General features: G+C 73.3%; 17 protein-coding genes. 7 read left to right on the top strand and 10 right to left on the bottom strand.

The features are described 5' to 3' along the window. Window positions 1-5: 5 nt before the first annotated feature. The 4 genes from OG823_RS15815 to OG823_RS15800 all read right to left on the bottom strand — a co-directional run bounded on the left by OG823_RS15815 (window position 6) and on the right by OG823_RS15800 (window position 4,920). On the bottom strand, window positions 6-1,706 hold the full coding sequence (locus OG823_RS15815; RefSeq protein WP_371480188.1) for an FAD-dependent oxidoreductase: 1,701 nt from the start codon (window positions 1,704-1,706) through the stop codon (window positions 6-8). Window positions 1,707-1,927: 221 nt separating this feature from the next. Next, complete coding sequence (locus OG823_RS15810; protein WP_371480187.1) at window positions 1,928-2,185, bottom strand: acyl carrier protein; 258 nt, start codon at window positions 2,183-2,185, stop codon at window positions 1,928-1,930. 219 nt (window positions 2,186-2,404) lie between these two features. Next, window positions 2,405-3,655 (bottom strand): ketosynthase chain-length factor, encoded by a 1,251-nt coding sequence (locus OG823_RS15805; protein ID WP_371480186.1) that lies wholly within the window; start codon window positions 3,653-3,655, stop codon window positions 2,405-2,407. Beyond that, on the bottom strand, window positions 3,652-4,920 hold the full coding sequence (locus tag OG823_RS15800; protein ID WP_371480185.1) for a beta-ketoacyl synthase: 1,269 nt from the start codon (window positions 4,918-4,920) through the stop codon (window positions 3,652-3,654). The genes OG823_RS15805 and OG823_RS15800 overlap by 4 nt, the downstream gene beginning before the upstream one ends. A gap of 397 nt (window positions 4,921-5,317) precedes the next feature. On the opposite strand from OG823_RS15800, the gene OG823_RS15795 reads away from it, so the two are divergent. Next, window positions 5,318-6,835 (top strand): MDR family MFS transporter, encoded by a 1,518-nt coding sequence (locus tag OG823_RS15795; protein WP_371480184.1) that lies wholly within the window; start codon window positions 5,318-5,320, stop codon window positions 6,833-6,835. Window positions 6,836-6,977: 142 nt separating this feature from the next. Here OG823_RS15795 and OG823_RS15790 read toward each other — a convergent pair whose 3' ends face one another. Continuing rightward, window positions 6,978-7,418: a nuclear transport factor 2 family protein gene (locus OG823_RS15790; protein WP_371480183.1), complete on the bottom strand. Its 441-nt coding sequence runs from the start codon at window positions 7,416-7,418 to the stop codon at window positions 6,978-6,980. A 175-nt stretch (window positions 7,419-7,593) separates the two neighbouring features. Here OG823_RS15790 and OG823_RS15785 point away from each other — a divergent pair, with 175 nt between their 5' ends. From OG823_RS15785 to OG823_RS15765, 5 genes are all read left to right on the top strand, one after another. After that, a complete protein-coding gene (locus OG823_RS15785; RefSeq protein WP_371480182.1) occupies window positions 7,594-8,382 on the top strand; it encodes an SDR family NAD(P)-dependent oxidoreductase in 789 nt (262 codons plus the stop codon). A 146-nt stretch (window positions 8,383-8,528) separates the two neighbouring features. Beyond that, entirely contained in the window at window positions 8,529-9,497 is a 969-nt protein-coding gene (locus tag OG823_RS15780; RefSeq protein ID WP_371480181.1) for an aromatase/cyclase, read from the top strand. 28 nt (window positions 9,498-9,525) lie between these two features. Then, window positions 9,526-11,124, top strand: coding sequence for a class I adenylate-forming enzyme family protein (locus OG823_RS15775; protein WP_371480180.1), 1,599 nt, complete (start codon window positions 9,526-9,528; stop codon window positions 11,122-11,124). Between the two features lie 168 nt (window positions 11,125-11,292). Further along, window positions 11,293-11,586, top strand: a complete 294-nt coding sequence (locus tag OG823_RS15770) for an antibiotic biosynthesis monooxygenase (protein ID WP_371480179.1) — start codon at window positions 11,293-11,295, stop codon at window positions 11,584-11,586. Window positions 11,587-11,687: 101 nt separating this feature from the next. Continuing rightward, the gene (locus OG823_RS15765) at window positions 11,688-12,452 is read left to right on the top strand and encodes a cyclase family protein (protein WP_371480178.1); all 765 of its coding nucleotides are present in this window, start codon (window positions 11,688-11,690) and stop codon (window positions 12,450-12,452) included. 75 nt (window positions 12,453-12,527) lie between these two features. Here the strand turns inward: OG823_RS15765 and OG823_RS15760 are convergent, their stop codons facing one another. The 5 genes from OG823_RS15760 to OG823_RS15740 all read right to left on the bottom strand — a co-directional run bounded on the left by OG823_RS15760 (window position 12,528) and on the right by OG823_RS15740 (window position 17,401). Beyond that, window positions 12,528-12,962, bottom strand: coding sequence for a nuclear transport factor 2 family protein (locus OG823_RS15760; protein ID WP_371480177.1), 435 nt, complete (start codon window positions 12,960-12,962; stop codon window positions 12,528-12,530). Window positions 12,963-12,988: 26 nt separating this feature from the next. Beyond that, window positions 12,989-14,479 (bottom strand): FAD-dependent monooxygenase, encoded by a 1,491-nt coding sequence (locus tag OG823_RS15755; protein ID WP_371480176.1) that lies wholly within the window; start codon window positions 14,477-14,479, stop codon window positions 12,989-12,991. 52 nt (window positions 14,480-14,531) lie between these two features. After that, window positions 14,532-15,308 carry an SDR family NAD(P)-dependent oxidoreductase gene (locus OG823_RS15750; RefSeq protein ID WP_371480175.1) on the bottom strand — a complete coding sequence of 259 codons (777 nt, stop codon included), beginning with the start codon at window positions 15,306-15,308 and terminating at the stop codon, window positions 14,532-14,534. A gap of 71 nt (window positions 15,309-15,379) precedes the next feature. Then, window positions 15,380-16,378 (bottom strand): methyltransferase, encoded by a 999-nt coding sequence (locus OG823_RS15745; protein ID WP_371480174.1) that lies wholly within the window; start codon window positions 16,376-16,378, stop codon window positions 15,380-15,382. 39 nt (window positions 16,379-16,417) lie between these two features. After that, window positions 16,418-17,401 carry an acyltransferase domain-containing protein gene (locus OG823_RS15740; protein WP_371480173.1) on the bottom strand — a complete coding sequence of 328 codons (984 nt, stop codon included), beginning with the start codon at window positions 17,399-17,401 and terminating at the stop codon, window positions 16,418-16,420. Window positions 17,402-17,685: 284 nt separating this feature from the next. On the opposite strand from OG823_RS15740, the gene OG823_RS15735 reads away from it, so the two are divergent. Beyond that, complete coding sequence (locus OG823_RS15735; RefSeq protein WP_371480172.1) at window positions 17,686-18,750, top strand: ketoacyl-ACP synthase III family protein; 1,065 nt, start codon at window positions 17,686-17,688, stop codon at window positions 18,748-18,750. Window positions 18,751-18,754 lie beyond the last annotated feature (4 nt).

Here is an 18,754-nt window from a genome sequence, read left to right as displayed (position 1 = left end):
CGGTGTCAGTGCTTGCCGAGAGATCCGCGGGCTGCGGGCGGGCCGGCGGTGACCAGGCCGCCGGTGCCGATCCGCAGCGCCTCGGCCAGCAGGTCCTCCGCGCCGTGGTCGCCCCGCGAGGCCACGTAGCCGTCGGGCCGCACCAGGATCCAGCCGTCACTTCGCAGGTGGAGCCGCCGGGCGACGGTGCCGCTCGGGTCGTGCAGCGGGCGCACCGCGTCGGCGTCGGCCGTTCCGCCGCCGGTCCCGGCGCAGACGGTGCGCACCGAGAGCCACTCGGCGTACTGCCGGTCCAGGCGTTCCGGCACCGCCCAGGACGCGGCCCGGCCGGCGTCGCCGACCAGCAGCGTCCAGCGCACGTCGCGCAGTTCGCGCAGGAGGTCCGCGCAGCCGGGGTCGCTCTCCTGCGCCTCGGTGAACTCGGAGACCCGTCGTCCGGGGGTGGGCCACAGGGCCTTCGGCGCCTTGACGGTGGAGCCCGGGGCGGTGGCGAGCGCGGCGGTGGTCAGCGGGCTGTCCCGGTAGTCGAGGTCGAGCGCCGACATGGCCCGCATGACCTTGCGGGAGATCATCATCAGCAGGGCCGGGAACAGGCCGAGCACCTTGAAGAACGGCGGCAGGACGAGACCGACGATGCGCTCCTGGAGGGCGATCAGCCGGGTCGCGTTCTTGGTGGAGCCGAGCAGCTTGGCCCCGACCGGCACGCGTTCGGCCGCGAAGGTGTCCAGCAGCGGGTCGGCGGCCTCACCGCGGATCACCGCGGCGAGCTTCCAGCCGAGGTTGTACGCGTCCTGGATGCCGGTGTTCATGCCCTGTCCGGACGCCGGACTGTGGACGTGCGCGGCGTCGCCGGCCACGAAGCAGCGGCCCGACCGCATCGCCGTGATCATCCGCTGCTGGATGGTGAACACCGACACCCAGCTGGGCTCGTGCACCGTCACCTGCCGGCCGAGCGCGCGGCTCAGCTTCTCGGAGAAGCGGGCGCCGACCGCCGCGGCGTCCCCGTCGTAGGAGGCGTCCGCAGTGTCCAGCAGGCGCCACTTGCGCTCCTTGGGGAACGGCACCGCCATCATCGCGTCCGACCCGGAGCGCAGCCAGTGCAGGCTGTGGGTGTCCATGTCGGTGTCGACCTCGGCGTCCGCGATCAGCCACGTCTCGGTGGAGTCCCCGAGCAGGCGCAGGCCCAGCAGCTTGCGGACGGTGCTGTGCCCGCCGTCACAGCCGACCAGCCAGTCGGTCCTGAGCTTCTCCTCGGTGCCGTCGCCGTCCCGCACGATCGCGGTGACGCCGGTGCCGTCCTGTTCGACGGAGTCGAGCCGCTTTCCCCATTCGACCTCGGTGCCGAGCCGGCTCACCGCGTCGCGCAGGACGGTTTCGGTGATGGCCTGGTCCACCAGGACGGTCATCGGAAAACGGGTCGGGAGTTGCGAGTAGTCGGCTCCCAGGGCGGCCAGTTGGGAGCCGTTCTGGTGAATGGTGAATTTCTGCATGATCCGGCCCTGCGGCAGCAGGATGTCCAGGATTTCCATCTGGTCGTAGATTTCCAGCGTCCGGGCATGGGTGGCGAGTGCCCGACTGGTGGGGGCGGGCCCCGGCGCGGCGTCGATCAGCCGCACCGAAATGCCCCGCCTGAGCAGTTCATGGGCGGCGGTGAGACCCGCGGGGCCGGCACCCACCACGAGAACCTGTGAGGAACTGTCCGTCATGTCACGCCTCCTGGCGTTCTCTCGGCGTGCGCTCCCGCGGTGGTCGCCGATTGTGGTCGGGCCCGTCCGTCGTCATCCTCCGGAACCGGCCTCGAACTTCCCTTGAAGTCCCGTCGAACTTCCTGTTCGCCGGGCGCCGCGGAATTCCGGGCGCCCGCACCGACGGGGCCGCGCCCTCTCCTGGTGCTGGGGGAGACGGCGCGGCCCGGCCGGGTGGTCGATCAGGTACGCGCGGCCAACTGGCCGTTGACGGCGTCCAGGAACTGCTGCGGCGTCTCGGCCGCGCCGAGCTGGTCGTCGTCGAGCGTGACCCGGTACTCGCGCTGGATGCGTCCGGCGGTCTCCAGCAGTGCGAGCGAGTCGTAGCCGAGGTCGGTGAAGAACTGGTCGGCGATGTCCCCGCCCAGGTCGATGCTCTCGTCCTCGCCCGCGCTCTCGCGCAGGATGACGACCAGGGCGTCCAGGGTCAGTGTGTTCACGGGTTCCGTCCTCTCGGGGATGGTGGTGCGGGGTGTACGGGCGTTGCGGGATGCGGGCCGGTGGGGTGCCGGCCCGGTGGGGTGCGCGGGCCGCGTGGCTCGGGGGCGGTGCGGCGTACGGGCTCTGCGGCGTCAGGGCGTTGCGAGCACGGGCGCCGCGGGGTGTAGGGGCGCCGCGGGGTGCACGGGCGCCGCTCGGTGCGAGCGGCGCCCGGCGGGTCAGGCGGCCGCCGGCGCGCCCTCGGCCGCCGGGGCCCGGAGCACCAGGGCGCTGTTGAAGCCGCCGTGGCCGCGGGCGAGGACCAGGGCCGTCCGCAGCTCGGCGCGGCGCGGTTCGCCGACCACCAGGTCGAGGCCGTACGCCTCGGCGGCGGCCGTCACCGGGCCGGCCGGCGGGACGAGGCCGTCGCGCATGCTCAGCAGCGCGGCCACGACGTCCAGCGGGGCGCCGCCCGAGCCGAGCCGGCCGGTCGAGGCCTTGGGGGCGGCCACCGGCACCGCCCGGGCGCCGAACAGACCGCGGATGGCCTCGGCCTCCGCACGGTCCTGCTCCGGCGATCCCGCCGCGTCGGCGAACACCACGTCCACCTCGGCGGCGGTGAGGCCGGCGTCGGCCAGGGCGAGTTCGGCGGCCCGGCGCAGGGCCGGGGGCCGTCCGGAGCCGGGCCTGGGATCGAAGGTCGCGGCGTAGCCGGCGATCGTCCCGTAGTGTCCGGCCCCGCCGCGCCGCTCGAAGGCCTCGGCGTCCTCGACCAGGAGCAGTGCGCCGCCCTCCCCGGGCACATGGCCGCCGGCGTCCTGGGCGAACGGCAGGTACGCCCGCTCCGGGGCGTGCTCGGTGCTGACCAGGCCGGTGGAGAGGTGGGCGACCCAGCCCCAGGGGCAGAGCGAGCCGTCGACGCCGCCGCTGAGCATCATGGGGGTGCCCTTGCGTACCGAGCGGCGGGCCTGGCCGAGCACGTCCAGGCCGCCGGCCTGCTCCGCGACGAAGGCCGCGCTGGGCCCGCGCATCCCGTTGCGGATCGAGATCTGGCCGGTGTTGACCGCGTAGAACCAGGCGAACGACTGGTACGCGCTGACGTGCTCGGGGCCCTTGCCCCAGAGGTTCTGCAGCTCCCGCTGGCCGAACTCGTAGCCGCCCGAGGAGCTGGCGGTGACCACCCCCATGTCGAAGTCCGCGGTCCGGGCCGGATCGGCGCCGGCGTCGGCCAGCGCCCAGTCGGCGGCGGCCAGTGCCATCCTGGTCATCCGGTCGGTCTGCGGGAGCAGCCGGCTCGGCAGGTGGTCGGCGGCGTCGAAGGCGTCCTCCGGGATCTCGCCGGCCAGCACGCTCGGGTACGAGGACGGATCGAACCGCTCCAGTCGGCGGATCCCGGACCGTCCCCGCAGGGTCGCCGCCCAGTAGTCGGCGACGCCCACACCCGTGGGCGCGATCACGCCCAGGCCGGTCACCACGGCTTGCCGGCTCACGCTGCGCTCCTCTCGGGACGGGTGAGCACCACGGCGCTCTGGAACCCGCCGAACCCGCTGCCGATGCTCAGCACGGCGTCGACCCGCTTCTCCCGCGCGTGGACGGGGATGTAGTCGAGGTCGCACTCGGGATCGGGTTCGTGCAGGTTGGCGGTGGGCGGCAGCACCCCGTGCTCGATGGCCAGCGCGCAGGCCGCCACCTCGATGGCACCGATCGCGCCCAGCGAATGGCCGACCATCGACTTGATGGAGCTCATCGGGGTGGCCCTGGCGTGGTCGCCGAGCACCGCCTTGACGGCGTTGGTCTCGTGCCGGTCGTTCTGCTTGGTCCCGGAGCCGTGCGCGTTGACGTAGCCGATGTCCCGGGCGGTGATCCGGGCCTCGTCCAGGGCACCCCGGATGGCCTCGGCCATCTCGCGGCCGTCGGTGCGCAGCCCGGTCATGTGGTACGCGTTGCACCGGTTGGCGAAGCCGGAGACCTCGGCGTAGATGTGCGCGCCCCGGCGCCGGGCGTGCTCGTACTCCTCCAGGACCATCACTGCCGCGCCCTCGCCGAGGACGAAGCCGTTGCGGGTCCGGTCGAACGGGCGCGAGGCGTGGGCCGGGTCGTCGTTGCGCGGGGTGGTGGCCTTGATCGCGTCGAAGCAGGCGACGGTGATCGGCGAGATGGGCGCGTCCGTGCCCCCCGCGAGCACGGCGTCCACGGAGCCCTCGCGGATCAGCTCGCAGGCGTGGCCCAGTGCGTCCAGCCCGGACGTGCACCCGTCGGACAGCACCACGGCCGGCCCCTCGGCCTCGGCGGCCCAGGCCACCTCGGCGGCGAGCGAGCTCGGCACGAACTGCCCGAACAGGTGCGGCGAGGTGTAGGAGTGGTCGACCAGCCAGCTCTCGCCGGCGTTGCTGACGACCGCGTACTCCTCCTCCAGGCTCATGCTGCAGCCGACCGCGCTGCCGATCACCACACCGATCCGGTGCGGCGCCAGGGCGGAGTCCTTGAGCCCGCTGTCGGTCAGCGCCTCGCGGGTGCCGACCACGGCCATCTGCGCGGCGCGGTCCATGCGGCGGATCTCGCGCGGGGTGAGCCCCTCGGCGAGCGGTGAGAATTCGCATTCGGCGGCTATGCGGGAGCGGTAGCCGGTGGCGTCGAACAGGGAGATGTCCCGCGTCGCGGTCCGACCGCTCGAAACGAGGTCCCAGAATTCCTTGGTGCCGGTTCGGCCCGGAGCCACGGTGCCGATGCCTGTAATGACAACTCTGCGTCTCATGCCTGTCCTCACGGCGGATAAGGGGAAATGACCGTTCGCCGGATCTCTCGGATTCAGGCTCGCCAGGGCGACTCAAGGGCACCTTGAGTCCGCCTTGAAGGCCGACAGGGAGCATCGTGTACGAACCCATGCTCCATGGAAGGGTCAAACCAGGGTCGATACCAGGTATATGACATCACATCAGCGAACTGCGGACGATCCGCCGGGCCCCATCGGGCCGCCGGGATCGCGGGACGGATCCGGGCGGGGGTGGCTACGATACGGTCGGCCGTTCGCCAGAAACTGTTGAACAGTCATCTGCCTTACCCAGAACGGAAATCGCCCGACGGCCGGACCGAACCGGCCGGCGCGCCGCGATGCCCGACTGGTCTCCCCACATTTCCCGGAGGCTTCAACCATGTCCCAGCAGCCGCCTCAGCTCGGCGTCGATCCGGCTCCCGCCACGGGTGCGCCCGACCCGGCGCCACCCACACCGCCCGACCGGATACCGCGCTCACTGCTGCTCCTCGGCGCCACCGTGACGCTCGGCGTGGTGATGTCGACCCTCGACACCACGATCGTCACCGTCGGCGTCCACACCATGGGCCAGGACCTCAAGACCTCGCTCTCCACGATCCAGTGGGTGACGACCAGCTACCTGCTGGCCTTCTCCCTGGTCATCCCGTTGTCCGGCTGGGCGGTCAGCCGGTTCGGCGCGCGTCGCGCCTGGCTGGTGTCGCTCGGCGTCTTCGTGCTCGGCTCCGCGCTGTGCGGCCTGGCCTGGGACCCGGCGAGCCTGATCGCCTTCCGCGCTCTGCAGGGTCTCGGCGGCGGCATGCTGATGCCACTGGCGCAGACGATGCTCGCGCGGGCCGCCGGCCCGCTGCTGATGGGCCGCGTGATGGGGATGGCGGCCGTGCCCGGCATGCTGTCTCCCGTCTTCGGCCCGGTGATCGGCGGACTGATCGTCGACCACCTGGACTGGCCCTGGCTCTTCTACGTCAACCTGCCGCTCGGCGCCGTGGCCTTCGTGCTCGCCCTGCGGATCCTGCCCCGTGACGAGCCGCAGCAGGCCGCGCCGCTCGACGTGGTCTCGCTGCTCCTGCTCTCGCCCGGACTCGCCGCGCTCGTCTACGGCTTCTCCGAGATGGGCCAGGCCGGTGGCCTCGCCTCCCCGGTGGTGCACGCCTCGCTCGCGCTCGGCGTGGTGATGCTCGCCGGGTTCGTCGTGCACGCGCTGCGCCGGCAGAAGCCGCCGCTGGTCGACCTGCGCCTGTTCCGCGCGCCGAGCTTCGTCGCCTCCACGACCGCGGCGTTCATGCTCGGTGCCTCGCTCTTCGGGGCGCTCATCCTCTTCCCGCTCTACTACCAGCTGGTCCGCGGGCAGGACGCGATGATGGCCGGTCTGCTGCTGGCCCCGCAGGGTCTGGGCGCCGTGCTGGTCACGCCGTACGCGGGCAAGCTCACCGACCGTCTCGGCCCCGGTCGGGTGGTCCCGGCCGGTCTCGCCCTGGTCCTGCTGGGCACCGTCCCGTACGCCTTCGTCGGAGAGGCGACCCCCGAGCCGTGGCTCGCCGTCACCCTGCTGGTCCGCGGGGTCGGGCTCGGCCTGACCTTCGTCCCGACGCTGGTCGCGGCCTATCACGGGCTGGAGCCGTCCCGGATCCCGCACGCGACGAGCATGGTGAACATCGCCCAGCGCGTGGGCGGCTCGCTCGGCACGGCGCTGCTGTCGGTGATCCTCCAGCAGGGCTACCGGAACCGCGCGGGCGAGCACTCCTCGCTCGACGCCGTCCGCTCGGTGCCGACCGGCGTCCACGACGTGGTGCCGGCCTTCGACCACGCCTTCCTCTGGGCGCTGGGCTTCAGCCTGGTCGGCCTGGTCCCGGCGCTGCTGCTGCCGAGGAAGAAGAAGGAAGCGGTGGGCCGGCCCTAGGACGGCCGCGGCCCCCGGAGCCCGCAACGCGAAGGCGCCCGCCGCGAGTCGGCGGGCGCCTTCGTGCGTCGCGGCGCCGTCGGGCCGGGCCGTCCGGTCGGCCGGTCGGTCGGTCGGGCCGGACGGCGCAGGCCGGCGCGGGTCAGCGCAGGTCGTCGCGGCTGATGTAGCGGTGGGCGACCAGCCAGGCGCCGTCCTCACCGCGGACCAGCAGGTCGTCGCAGGTGGTGCTGGCGTGCACGGCGGGCGCTCCGCCCGCGGGCGTGTTGAGCACCAGGGCGTAGCTGCGCACCCGGGCGGAGCCGTCCTCCTGCGCGGCCACCTCCAGCATGCCGAGCCAGTGGCGCACCTGCAGTCCGGCGCCGATCCGCTGCGCGGCGGCCTTGCCGGCCGCCTCCCGGATGGTCTCGCGGCCCTTGGCGTCGGGGTGCGCGTTGGCCGCGAAGACGCCGTCCTCGGTGAAGGTGTCGGCCCAGGCGTCGGTCTCGCCGGAGTCCAGCAACTGCATCTGGTGGGCGTAGAACTGCTGGATCTCGCTGTAGAGACCGGTGCCGGACAGAGCGGGGTCGGTGGTGGACTGCACGTCATCCTCCTCGGTGGTGATGTGACAGCACGAGGCTGCCGGGCCGGCCTCGAACGCGGCTCGAAGCCGGGTCGGGGGCCCTTCGAGGCCGCTTCGAGGGCGCTTCGAGGCCGGCGGCCGAGGGTCGTCCTGCTGCGTGGCGCCTCGCCCCGCGGCGGACGAGGAGGTGGCTTCCATGGTCGACAACGACCGCTCGCAGGTGGTCCTGATCACCGGCGCTACCAGCGGCATCGGCCGCGCCGTGGCCGAGGAGCTCGGCCGCGCCGGCGCCCGGCTGTTCCTGTGCGCACGCTCCGAGGAGAACGTCCGCTCCGTGGTCAAGGAGCTGCGGGCGGCAGGCTTCACCGCCGACGGCGTCGCCTGCGACGTGCGCTCGGCGCAGGACGTGGCGGCGTTCGTCGCCCGCGCGCTGGAGGCGTACGGCCGGATCGACGTCCTGGTCAACAACGCCGGCCGCAGTGGTGGCGGCGTGACCGCCGATCTCCCCGACGAGCTGTGGGACGACGTCATCGACACGAACCTCAACAGCGTCTTCCGGATCACCCGGCAGGTCCTCAAGGAGGGCGGCATGGCCGCCGCGGGCTCCGGGCGGATCATCAACATCGCCTCCACGGGGGGCAAGCAGGGCGTGGTGATGGCCGCCCCGTACTCCGCCTCCAAGCACGGCGTGATCGGCTTCACCAAGGCACTCGGGCTGGAGCTCGCCAAGAGCGGGATCACCGTCAACGCGGTCTGCCCCGGATACGTGGAGACGCCGATGGCGGAGCGGGTCCGGCAGGGCTACGCGGCGGCCTGGAACACCACGGTGGACGACATCCAGGAGCGGTTCGAGGCGAAGATCCCGCTGGGCCGCTACACCACCCCGCAGGAGGTGGCCTCGCTGGTGGGCTATCTGACCACCCCGGCCGCGGCCCCGATCACCGCGCAGGCGATCAACGTCTGCGGCGGACTCGGCAACTACTGATGCCCCGGGCCGCTCCACCCGAGCGGCCCCGAAGGCCCTGACACCCGGCCGGCTCCGGCGAAGTCCGCTGCCCGCCGGCCGAGTCCGGTGCCCTTCGGCGACTTTCGGCGACTTTTGGCGAACCAAGGGAAAGAGGAGGTGCGGGCATGCGGCCGTCACCAGGCCAGGCTGGCCCCTACAGCCATCACACCGAGCACCGGATCGACGTGGCGGCGGATCCCGACGCCGTGTACGCGCTGGTGTCCGACGTCACCCGCTGGCCGGGCGCCTTCGGGCCGACGATCCACGCGCAGCGGTTGGAGTTCGACGGGCGCGACGAGCGCATCCAGCTCTGGGCGACCGCCAACGGCGAGCCCAAGACCTGGATCTCGCGCCGCGAACTGCTGCCCGAGCAGAGGCGGGTGAGCTTCCGCCAGGAGGTCTCGCAGTCGCCGGTGGCGGCGATGCGCGGCGAGTGGATCATCGAACAGCTGCCCGGCGGGGGAGCGGGAGTCCTGCTGACGCACGACTACACGCCGGTGGAGGACGTCCCCGACGCGGCCGAGTGGATCGCCCGCGCGGTGGACCGCAACAGCGAGGCGGAGCTGGCCTCGCTCAGGGCGGCGGTCGAGGGCGGCGACCGGCGGGGCGACCTGGAGCTGGACTTCGAGGACACGGTCGTCATCGACGGCCCGCTCGCCGCGGTGTACGCGTTCCTGTACGAGGCGGGCGAGTGGCCCGTCCGGCTGCCGCACGTGTCCCGGCTGGAGCTGCGCGAGGAGAGCGCCGGACTCCAGTACCTGGAGATGGACACCAAGGCCGTGGACGGGAACATCCACACCACCGCCTCGATCCGGGTCTGCTTCCCGCAGGAGCGGATCGTCTACAAGCAGCTGAAACTGCCGCCGCTGCTCGACCTGCACCTGGGGTGCTGGACGCTGACCGCCACCCCGGAGGGCAGGGTCACCGCCTCGTCCCGGCACGTCATCCGGATCAACCCGGAGAAGGTGTCCCTGCTGGGCGAGGGGAAGACGGTGCAGGACGCGAAGGCCTTCGTGCGCAACGCGCTGGGGACCAACAGCACCGCCACCCTGAACCACGCCCGCGCGTTCGCGGAGGCGCAGGCCCGTGGCTGACCGACTCACATCCGGAGAGGGGACGTTCGTGACGGGGCCGAGTCTCGCCTACCCGCAGTCCTCGGCCGACGCGATGCTGACCGCCTCCGCCGCCCGGCACGGCTCGCGGCTCGCGGTCCGGGCGGGCACCCGGACGATCTCCTTCGCGGTGCTGGACGCCATGGTGGAGCGGTGCGCGACGGTGCTGGGCCAGTACCTCGGCCGGCCGGGCACCGTGGTGGCCCTGACCTCCCTGCTGTCGCCCGACTTCATCGTCGGCTACTACGGCATCCTGCGCAGCGGCAACGTGGCCGCGCCGCTCAACCCGTACCTGCGCGAGGAGCAACTCGCCTACGTGCTGGGGGATTCGGGCACCGAGGTGGCGTTGGTCGACGCGGCCACGGCGCAGCGGCTGGCGCCGATGCGGGAGCGGCTGCCGAAGCTGAAGGAGATCGTGGTGATCGGTCCGCACTCGGGCCGGGGCGTCCCGGGTGCCCGTACCCTGCGCGAGGTGCTCGCCGAGGCCGGCGGCCGGCCCCAGCAGGACCGCGCGGCCCGGCCCGGGCCCGGCGACCTCGCCTGCCTGCACTTCACCAGCGGCACCACGGGCATGCCCAAGACGGTCATGCTGAGCCACCGCAACGTGGCGGTCAACGCCGCCCAGGTGGCGCACGCGCACCGGCTGGGCGGCAGTTCGGTGGCGCTCAACCACCTGCCGACCTTCCACCCCATGCACATGAACTCGGCGATCTTCGCCGGGGCGACCCAACTCCTCTGCGGGGAGCCGGATCCGGTCCAGGCCGTGCAGCTGGCCAATCACCACGGCGCGACCCACTACTACAGCCTGCCCGTCCGGCTGGCGGCGCTCGCCGGCTCGCCGGCTCTGGCCGGTCTGCGCTTCGAGACCGTCCAGGTGATCGCCTCCGGCGGCGCCGCACTGCCCCCGGCTGCGGCCCGGCTGCTCTCCGGACACTTCGGGGTACCGGTCATCCAGGGCTACGGTCTGGCCGAGACCTCGCCGCTGACGCACTCCGACGACGCCGCCGACTGGCAGCCGGGTTCGGTCGGCCGCCCGGTGGCGGACACCGAGTGCCGGGTGGTGGACATCGACACCCGGGCGGTGCTCGGCGTGGACGAGCCCGGCGAGGTGCAGGTGCGCGGCCCGCAGGTGATGCTGGGCTACCTGGGCGACGACGCGGGGACGGCCGTGGACCGGGACGGCTGGCTGTCCACCGGCGACGTGGGCCGGGTGGAGGCCGACGGCAGACTCTTCCTGGTCGACCGGATCAAGGACGTCTTCAAGCGCGACAACTGGGTGGTCTCGCCCACCGACATCGAGCGCTCGCTGGGCCGCCACCGCGCGGTCCGGGACTGCGTGGTGGTGGACTTCACCGGCGCCGTGGGCGACGCGGTGGCCACCGCCTTCGTCGTCCTCACCGAGGAGGCGGCGGGCCCGGACGAGACCGCCGACGGCGACTACCGCGCGAAGGCCGCGCTGGCCGTCGCGGAGGAGGTCAACGCCGAACTCCCCTACTACCAGCGGATCGAGCACATCGAGATCGTGGCGTCGATCGAGCGCTCCCCGAACGGCAAGGTCCCGCGCAAGGAGCTCCGGGCCCGGATGGCCCAGCTGCTGCGCCGCGACTGACCGCCGCCGTCCCCCGCACACCCGGCCGGCGCACGCCCGCACGCCCGGCCCACGCGACCGCGGCGCCCCGCCGCCCGCGTCGGCCCCCGCGTCGGCCCCGCGCCGCGCCACCCGCACCAGCCCCGCTCCGGCAGTGAGCCGGGGTCCGTACCCGAGGAGGGAATCACCATGGCCACCTTCATCACCACCTTCACGCTCAAGGGCGACACCGCCGACGAGTTCGAGGCGCTGTTCGGCAAGTACGCGGCCTTCATGGCCGAGCAGCCCGGCTTCGTCGACTACCAGATGCTCCGCTCGCAGTCGGACCCGACCACCTACGTCAACATCGGCCGGTGGCAGGACGCCGCGGCCCACCACGCGGTCGTCTCCAGCGGCGAGTTCCGCACCCACGTCGGCGAGATGATGCCGCTGGTGTCCGTCAAGGCCGACTCCTTCGCCCTGGTCTCGGCCGCCGAGGCCTGATCCGGGCGGCGCCCCGCGCGCCCCGCACCGATCCCGTTCTCCCGGCCCGGGCCTCCCTGGCCGGGAGAACGCCGTCACGGACATCTACGAGAGGCCCACGCATGCGTCTGATCGACATCTCCTCCCCCATCGACGCCGCCTTCTGGGAGCCGGACCCGGTCATCCACAAGGTGATGTCGGCCGCCGAGGGCGCCCGGCACATGGCGTCCGAGATGAAGGCCCACTTCGACCTCGACTTCGCCCCGGAGACCCTGCCGGGCGGTGAGTTCCTGACCAACGACACGCTGACGCTCACCAGCCACACCGGGACGCACGTCGACGCGCCCGCCCACTACGGCACCGCCTCCTACGGCGAGGCCCGGACCATCGACCGGATGCCGCTGGACTGGTTCTACCGCCCCGGCCTGGTGCTCGACGTCCGGGACGTGGGCACCGGGACGATCGGCGCCGACCGGCTGAAGACCGAGTTCGACCGGATCGGCCGGCTCCCGGACGCCCTGGACATCGTCCTGCTGAACACCGGGGCGGCCGAACGCATCGGCACCCCGGCCTACTTCACCCAGTTCGCCGGCCTCGACGGCCCGGCCGTGCACTACCTGCTGGACCTCGGCGTCCGGGTGATCGGCACCGACGCCTTCAGCCTGGACGCGCCCTTCACCCACATCATCGACGAGTACCGCCGGACGGGCGACCGTAGCGTGCTGTGGCCCGCGCACTTCGCCGGCCGGGACCGCGAGTACTGCCAGATCGAGCGGCTGTCGAACCTGGAGTCGCTGCCCTCGTACGGCTTCCAGGTCTCCTGCTTCCCGGTGAAGATCGCCGGCGCCGGGGCCGGCTGGGCCCGCGCGGTGGCCATGCTCGACTGACCGCGCCCGGTACGGCGAAGCGGGCGGGCCCGCGGGGAGGATCTCCCCGCGGGCCCGCCCGCTTCGCCGTACCGGCTACCCGTCGTGGTGCACCCGTCGGCGCCGGATCTGCCACGCGCCGCCGACCAGCGACAGCTCGTCGTGGCAGACCGTGCTGCGCTCGACGGCCGGTGCGCCGCCCGCCGCCGTGTTGAGGATCAGCGCGTAGCTGCGCGCCCGGACGTTCTCCCCGTCCACCGGCTCGACGGTGAGCATGCCCATCCAGTGCCGCTGCTGGATCCCCTTCGAGGCCAGTTCGCCGTGCGCCCGGTGGATCACCGCGGCGATCGCCGGGCGGCCCTCGGCCGGGCGCGGGTTGACGTTGTTGGAGATGACCGCGTCCTCGGTGAAGGTGGCCGCCCAGGCGGTCAGGCTGCCCTCGTCGATGAGCTGCATGTGCCGGGCGTAGAAGGCCTGGATCTCCTCGTAGAGGACGGGATCGGCCAGGGTGCCGCTGTTCGCTGTCTGCATGGTGTCCTCCGCTGTCGGGGGGCGGGTCAGGGCTGCGCCGGGGCGCCGAACCAGGTGGCGAGCGCGCGCCGCAGCCCGCTCTCGTCGTGGCCGTCCGAGGAGACCCAGGCCACGTGGCCGTCGGGGCGCACCAGCAGGGCGGCGAGGTCCCGGGTCTTCTCGTCCTCGGCCGGGCGGGCCGGCTCGTACCGGACCCGGCCGTGCCAACCGGCCGCGACCGGGGCCAGCGCGCCGCCCTCGGTGAGGTCGATCAGCAGGCCGCGGGCCTCGTGCAGGAGCTGGTTGGGGGTGACGGTGGCGCCGTCCGCGGTCACCAGGTGCAGCGGCGGCACCCGGCAGCCGAGCAGCGGGGAGTCCTCCGCCGCGGGGCTCATCGGATAACGGATGTCGAGACCGGTGATCATCTCCGCCAGGTAGCGGTTCACCTGGGGGAGGTCCATCAGCTCGCTGAACAGGTCGCGCAGCGGGGTGATCCGGTCGGCCGGGTGCATCAGCGCGAGCTGCGCCCGGGTGTTCATGCAGACCCGGTGCGCCACCGGGTGCCGCTCGTCGTGGTAGCTGTCGAGCAGCCCTTCGGGCGCGTGCCCCAGCGCCGTGGCACCGAGCTTCCAGCCGAGGTTCAGGGCGTCCTGCATGCCGGTGTTGAGCCCCTGCCCACCGGCCGGGAAGTGCACGTGCGCCGCGTCCCCGACCAGGACGACCCGGCCGCTGCGGTAGGTCTCGGCCTGCCGGGTGGCGTCGCCGAAGCGGGACAGCCAGTAGGTCTCGCCGACCGGCAGATCGCTGCCGGACACCCGGCGGGCGGTGTCCCGCAGTTCCTGCGCGGTCATCGGCACGCTGCGCGGCACGGGCTCGGTGTCGAACTCGACGGCGACCACCCGGTACACGTCCCCGCCGAGCGGGATCATCGCGAACAGGCCGCCCGGTAGCCGGTGCAGCTCACGCGACTGCGACTGCTCGCCCGTGATCTGCACGTCCCCGAGCACGGCGTTCACCGTGGACGCCGTCCCGGGGAAGGCGATGCCCGCCAGCTTGCGCACCGCGCTGGCGCCGCCGTCCGCGCCGACCAGGTAGCCGGCACCGATCCGGTAGCCGCCGTCCGGGCCGGTCACCTCCGCGGTCACGCCGTCCGCGTCCTGCCGCAGGCCGGTCAGCGTGTGGCCGCGCCGGATGTCGGCGCCCAGCTCCGCGGCGCGCTCCTCCAGCAGCGCCTCGGTCCTCGACTGCGGCACCATCAGCGCATAGCTGTGCTCACCGTCCAGCTCGGTCAGGTCGACCTTCCGCAGGCCGCCGAAGTGGCCCTTCGGCCAGACCGGCGCCCGGCTGTCCACCCGGTCGAGCAGCCCGCGCATGTCGAGCACCTCCACCGTGCGCGCGTGCAGGCCGAGCGCGCGGGACTGCCCGCTCGGCTCGGCGGCCTGCTCCAGCACCACCGTCCGCGCCCCGGCGAGCTGCAGCTCGCACGCGGCCATCAGCCCGACCGGGCCGCCGCCGGCCACGATCACATCCGGAGTCATCCTCGTTCCCTTCTTCCCGTTACCAGCCTCGGACGCCTCACCCGCCGACCGCTCAACGGCCCAGGTCGGAGCCGCCGTTGAGGGAGATCACCTGGCCGACGAAGTACTCCGACTCGCCGGACGCCAGGAAGGCGACCGCGCGGGCCACGTCCTGGGCCTCCGCCGCCCGGCCGTAGGGGATGCGGTCCAGCCAGTGCTGGAACATCTCCGCCGGGATGGCCGCGGTCGCCTCGGTGCGCACCAGGCCCGGCGAGAGGACGTTGACCCGGATGCCCTGGGGGGCCGCGTCCTTGGCCACGAAGCGGCCGTACGCGTTGAGCGCCGACTTGCTGACGCCGTGCGCCAGCAGGTGCGGCGCGCCCGGCCCGCGGGCGGAGTCGCTGGAGAGGTAGACGATGCTGCCGGCGCCGCTCTTGGCCAGCTCGGGCAGGGCCGCCTGGGTCGGGTGGAAGGCGGCGGCCAGCTCGGCGTTCAGCTTGCCGGCGAACACCTCCCACTCGACGCTCGCCACGTCGCCGGCGCCCAGGCCCACGTTGGCGTTGCAGACCAGCACGTCCAGGGCGCCGAACTCCTCGACGGCGCGCGCCACCAGGCCGCGGGCCTGCTCGGCGTCGCAGACGTCCGCGCGGTGCGCCACGGCGGTGCCGCCCGCCGCCTCGATCTGCTCGACCACCGCGGCCGCCTCCTGCGCGCTGCTGAGGTAGTTGATCACCACCCGGTGCCCACGGGCCGCGAGCTCGACGGCGATGGCCGCGCCGATGCCCTTGCTGCTCCCGGTGACGACGGCGACCCGGCCGGCGTGCTGGTTGGACGTCTCGTTCTCCGCCATGGCGGCGACTCCTCGGTCTCTGGGGGTTCGTGCTGTCGGTGACACGGGTATGGGTGGAGCGCGGCGGACGGTCAGGCCCGCCCGGCGACCAACAGTCGGAATCCGCGCGGAAGTTCGAGATCATCGCGCAGGGCCAGACCGGCCGAGCCGAGCAGGGCCTCGAAGCCGTGCAGCGGGCGGCTGCGGCCCCCGGAGGTGACCAGCATCATCAGCATGTCGACGGCGGAGGCGATCGGGCTCGGCGCGCCCTCGGGCTGGGGGCGCTCGACGATCAGCAGCACGCTGTCGTCCTTCATCGCGGCGGCGCAGCCGGCCAGGATCCGCGCGGACTCGGCGTCGTTCCAGTTGACCAGCACCCGGGACAGCAGGTAGACGTCCGCGCCGGCCGGCACCGAGTCGAACATGTTCCCGCCGACGGTCTCGCACCGCTCGCCCACCTGGTGCTCGTCGAGGTAGCGACGGGCGTTCTCGACGGTCGACGGGTCCTCGTACAGCACACCCCGTACGGCCGGGTGCCGGGTCAGGACGGCGGTGAGCAACTCGCCGTTGCCGCCGCCGATGTCGACCACCTCGGCCGCCGCCGAGAAGTCGTAGACCTGCGGGATGTGCTCGAAGAGCACGTGCCCCACGTTCATGGCGGCGTCGAAGCGCTGCCCGGCCTGCGGGTTGCTCCCCAGGTAGGCGTACAGGTCCTGGCCGTGCACCTGGGCGAAGGCCGGTCCGCCGGTCCGCAGGGTGTGCAGGATCTGTCCCCAGACGGGGTGGAACTCCTCGCCCGCCAGATGCGCGTAGGCGCTCACCGAACCCGGCACCTCCGGGCGCAGCACCTCACCGAAGGCGGTCAGCCGGTAGCCGGTGGCGGCGTCGCCGGAGCAGATCTCCAGCGCGGTCAGGTAGTCCATCAGCCGCCGCACGGCCGGTTCGGCGCAGCCGGTCTCCTCGGCCAGCCGTTGCGAGCCGGCGCCGTCCGGCCCGAGGCGCTCGGGTATCCCCAGCGCGACCGCGGCGTAGACGGCCTGGGCCGCCCACGATCCCACGATCAGTTCCATCATCCGCTGACTCGGCTCCATGCCGGTTCCTTTCGAAGTGTGGTCGGTCGGCCGACGGGATCAGGACACGGCTGCGGGCAGTCGCACCGGGCCGTACCCCTCTCGCGTCAGCTGTTCTGCGGCTCGCAGCACGGAGCGGCGGTCCTCCTCGGCGCCGCGCGGCCGGGCCGGCAGCAGGGGGAGGACCGCGCTGTGGCCCTGGCGCACCCGGGGGTGGCGCCGGGCCAGGCCGGAGAGGCCCTGGCCGGGGCCGCTCTCCAGCAGGAGCAGGTCGCCATCGGCCAGCAGCGCGTCCAGGGCCGGCCCGAAGAGCACCGGGTCGACCGGGTGCCGGGCCCAGAAGGAGGCGGACACGGCCTGCTCCGGGGTCAGCCGGGCGGCGGTGTACCCGGACCACAGCGGCACCCGGGGCACGCCGAGCCGCAGCTGCGCGTACGCCTCGGTGCTGACCGCGGCGGCGACCACCGGACTGTGGAACGCCGTGCTCGCCGGCACCTCCCGGCAGGTGTGCCCGGCCGCCCTGATCTCGGCGGCGGCCTCGGCCAGCGCAGCGGCGGGGCCGGCCAGCATGGTCTGGCGGGGCGCGTTGACCGCGCCGACCACGACGTCCCCGCGCAGGTAGGGCGTCAACTCCTCGGCCGCGGCCGCCACCACGAGCATGCCGCCGGGCGGCATCGCGGCCAGCCGGCCGGCCCGGTCCCACATCACCCGGGCCGCGTCGGCCGGCTCGAACACCCCGGCGAACGCTCCGGCCGCCAGCTCGCCGGCGCTGTGACCGAGCAGCGCGGCCGGGGACACGCCCCAGCCGGCGACCATCCTGGCCAGGGCCAGGTCGACCGCGAAGAGCAGGGGCTGCGCCCTGGTCACGTGGTCGACCGGAGTGCCCGGCTCGGTCGCGAGCCAGTCGGCCCGCAGCCGGCCGCCGTCGGCCCCGAGCGCGGTGAACACCTCGTCCATGGACTCGGTGAACACCGGCTCCCAGTCGTACAGGCCGGCGGCCATGCCGGCGTGCTGGGACCCCTGGCCCGGAAGCAGCAGGGCCACCTGTCGTGTGGGTGAATCCTTCTCGGCCTGCGGCACTGCGCCTTCCCCTCCGTCGACGATGCGGTCGGCTCCGGGCGCTGCTCACGCCCTCGGTGCGCTCGGCACGCCCCATCGTCATGAGGGGTCCTCGAGACCGGCTCGAAGCTTCCTCGGAACCGTCGGGCACGGCCCGCCCGGCGCAGCCCTTCGAGCCCGCGTCAACCACGGCTCAAGGCCCGCTGAAGACAGTGGGCGGGACAGGAAACCGGACGGGCCGCACGGCCCGGCTACTGAGGAGGTGGGGCGTGGATCCCGACGATCTGTACATCTCGGCCTGTGCCACATGGCTGCCGCCGGCACTGGGAACCGAGCAGGCGGTGGCCGCCGGGCTCTGCACGCGCGCCGAGGCCGGCCGGGCCGGCATGGAGTCGGTGACCGTGGCCACGGACACCTCCGCGCCGGAGATGGCGGCCCGCGCCGCCCGCACCGCGCTGGACCGGGCCGGCTGCGCCCCCGCGGACGTCGGCCTGCTGCTGCACGCCACCCTGTACGAGCAGGGCCACGACCTGTGGTCTCCGGCCTCGTACATCCAACGGGAGGCCCTCGGGTCGGACTTCGCCGACTGCCCGGCGATCGAGGTGCGGCAGGTCTCCAACGGCGGCATGGCCTCCCTGCAGCTGGCCGCCGCCTACCTGCGGGCCGGTACCGACCGGCCCGCCGCCCTGCTCACCGCGGGGGACGTGTTCTGCCTGCCGGGATTCGACCGCTGGCGCAGTGACCCGGGCACGGTGTACGCGGACGGCGGCGCCGCGCTGGTGCTGTCCCGGGAGGCCGGGTTCGCCCGGCTGCGGGGCCTGGCCACCTTCTCCGAGCCGAGGTTGGAGGGGATGCACCGGGGCCGGCAGTCGTTCGCCCCGGATCCGTCGGGCCTGCGCCGACGGGTGGATCTGAAGGCCTGCCAGGACGGGTTCATGCGTGACACGGGCCGGGGCACGGTGGTGGGTCTGGTGTCCGGCGGTGCGGGCCGGGCCGCGGCCGGGGCGCTGGCGCAGGCCGGTCTGGAGCTCGGCGACATCGCCCGCTTCGTACTGCCGCACATGGGCCGACGGCGGCTGGAGGCCTCGTACTTCGGGCCGTTGGGCATCTTGCCCGAGCAGTCCACCTGGCCGTGGAGCAGGGGGGTCGGTCACCTGGGTGGCGGTGACCAGTTCGCCGGGCTGACGTACCTCGTGGAGAACAAGGAGGTCGCTCCGGGCGACCACTGCCTGCTGATGGGCGTGGGCGCCGGCTTCACCTGGACCTGCGCCGTGGTGGAGATCCTGCACCTGCCCGACTGGCTGGTGTCCGGCGAGCGCTGGGACACCGACTGACCTG

This window comes from Kitasatospora sp. NBC_00315 (genome assembly GCF_041435095.1).
Classification (GTDB): domain Bacteria; phylum Actinomycetota; class Actinomycetes; order Streptomycetales; family Streptomycetaceae; genus Kitasatospora.
Note: the sequence above shows the minus strand (reverse complement) of the source record. Positions and strands in the feature narration are given on the sequence as shown.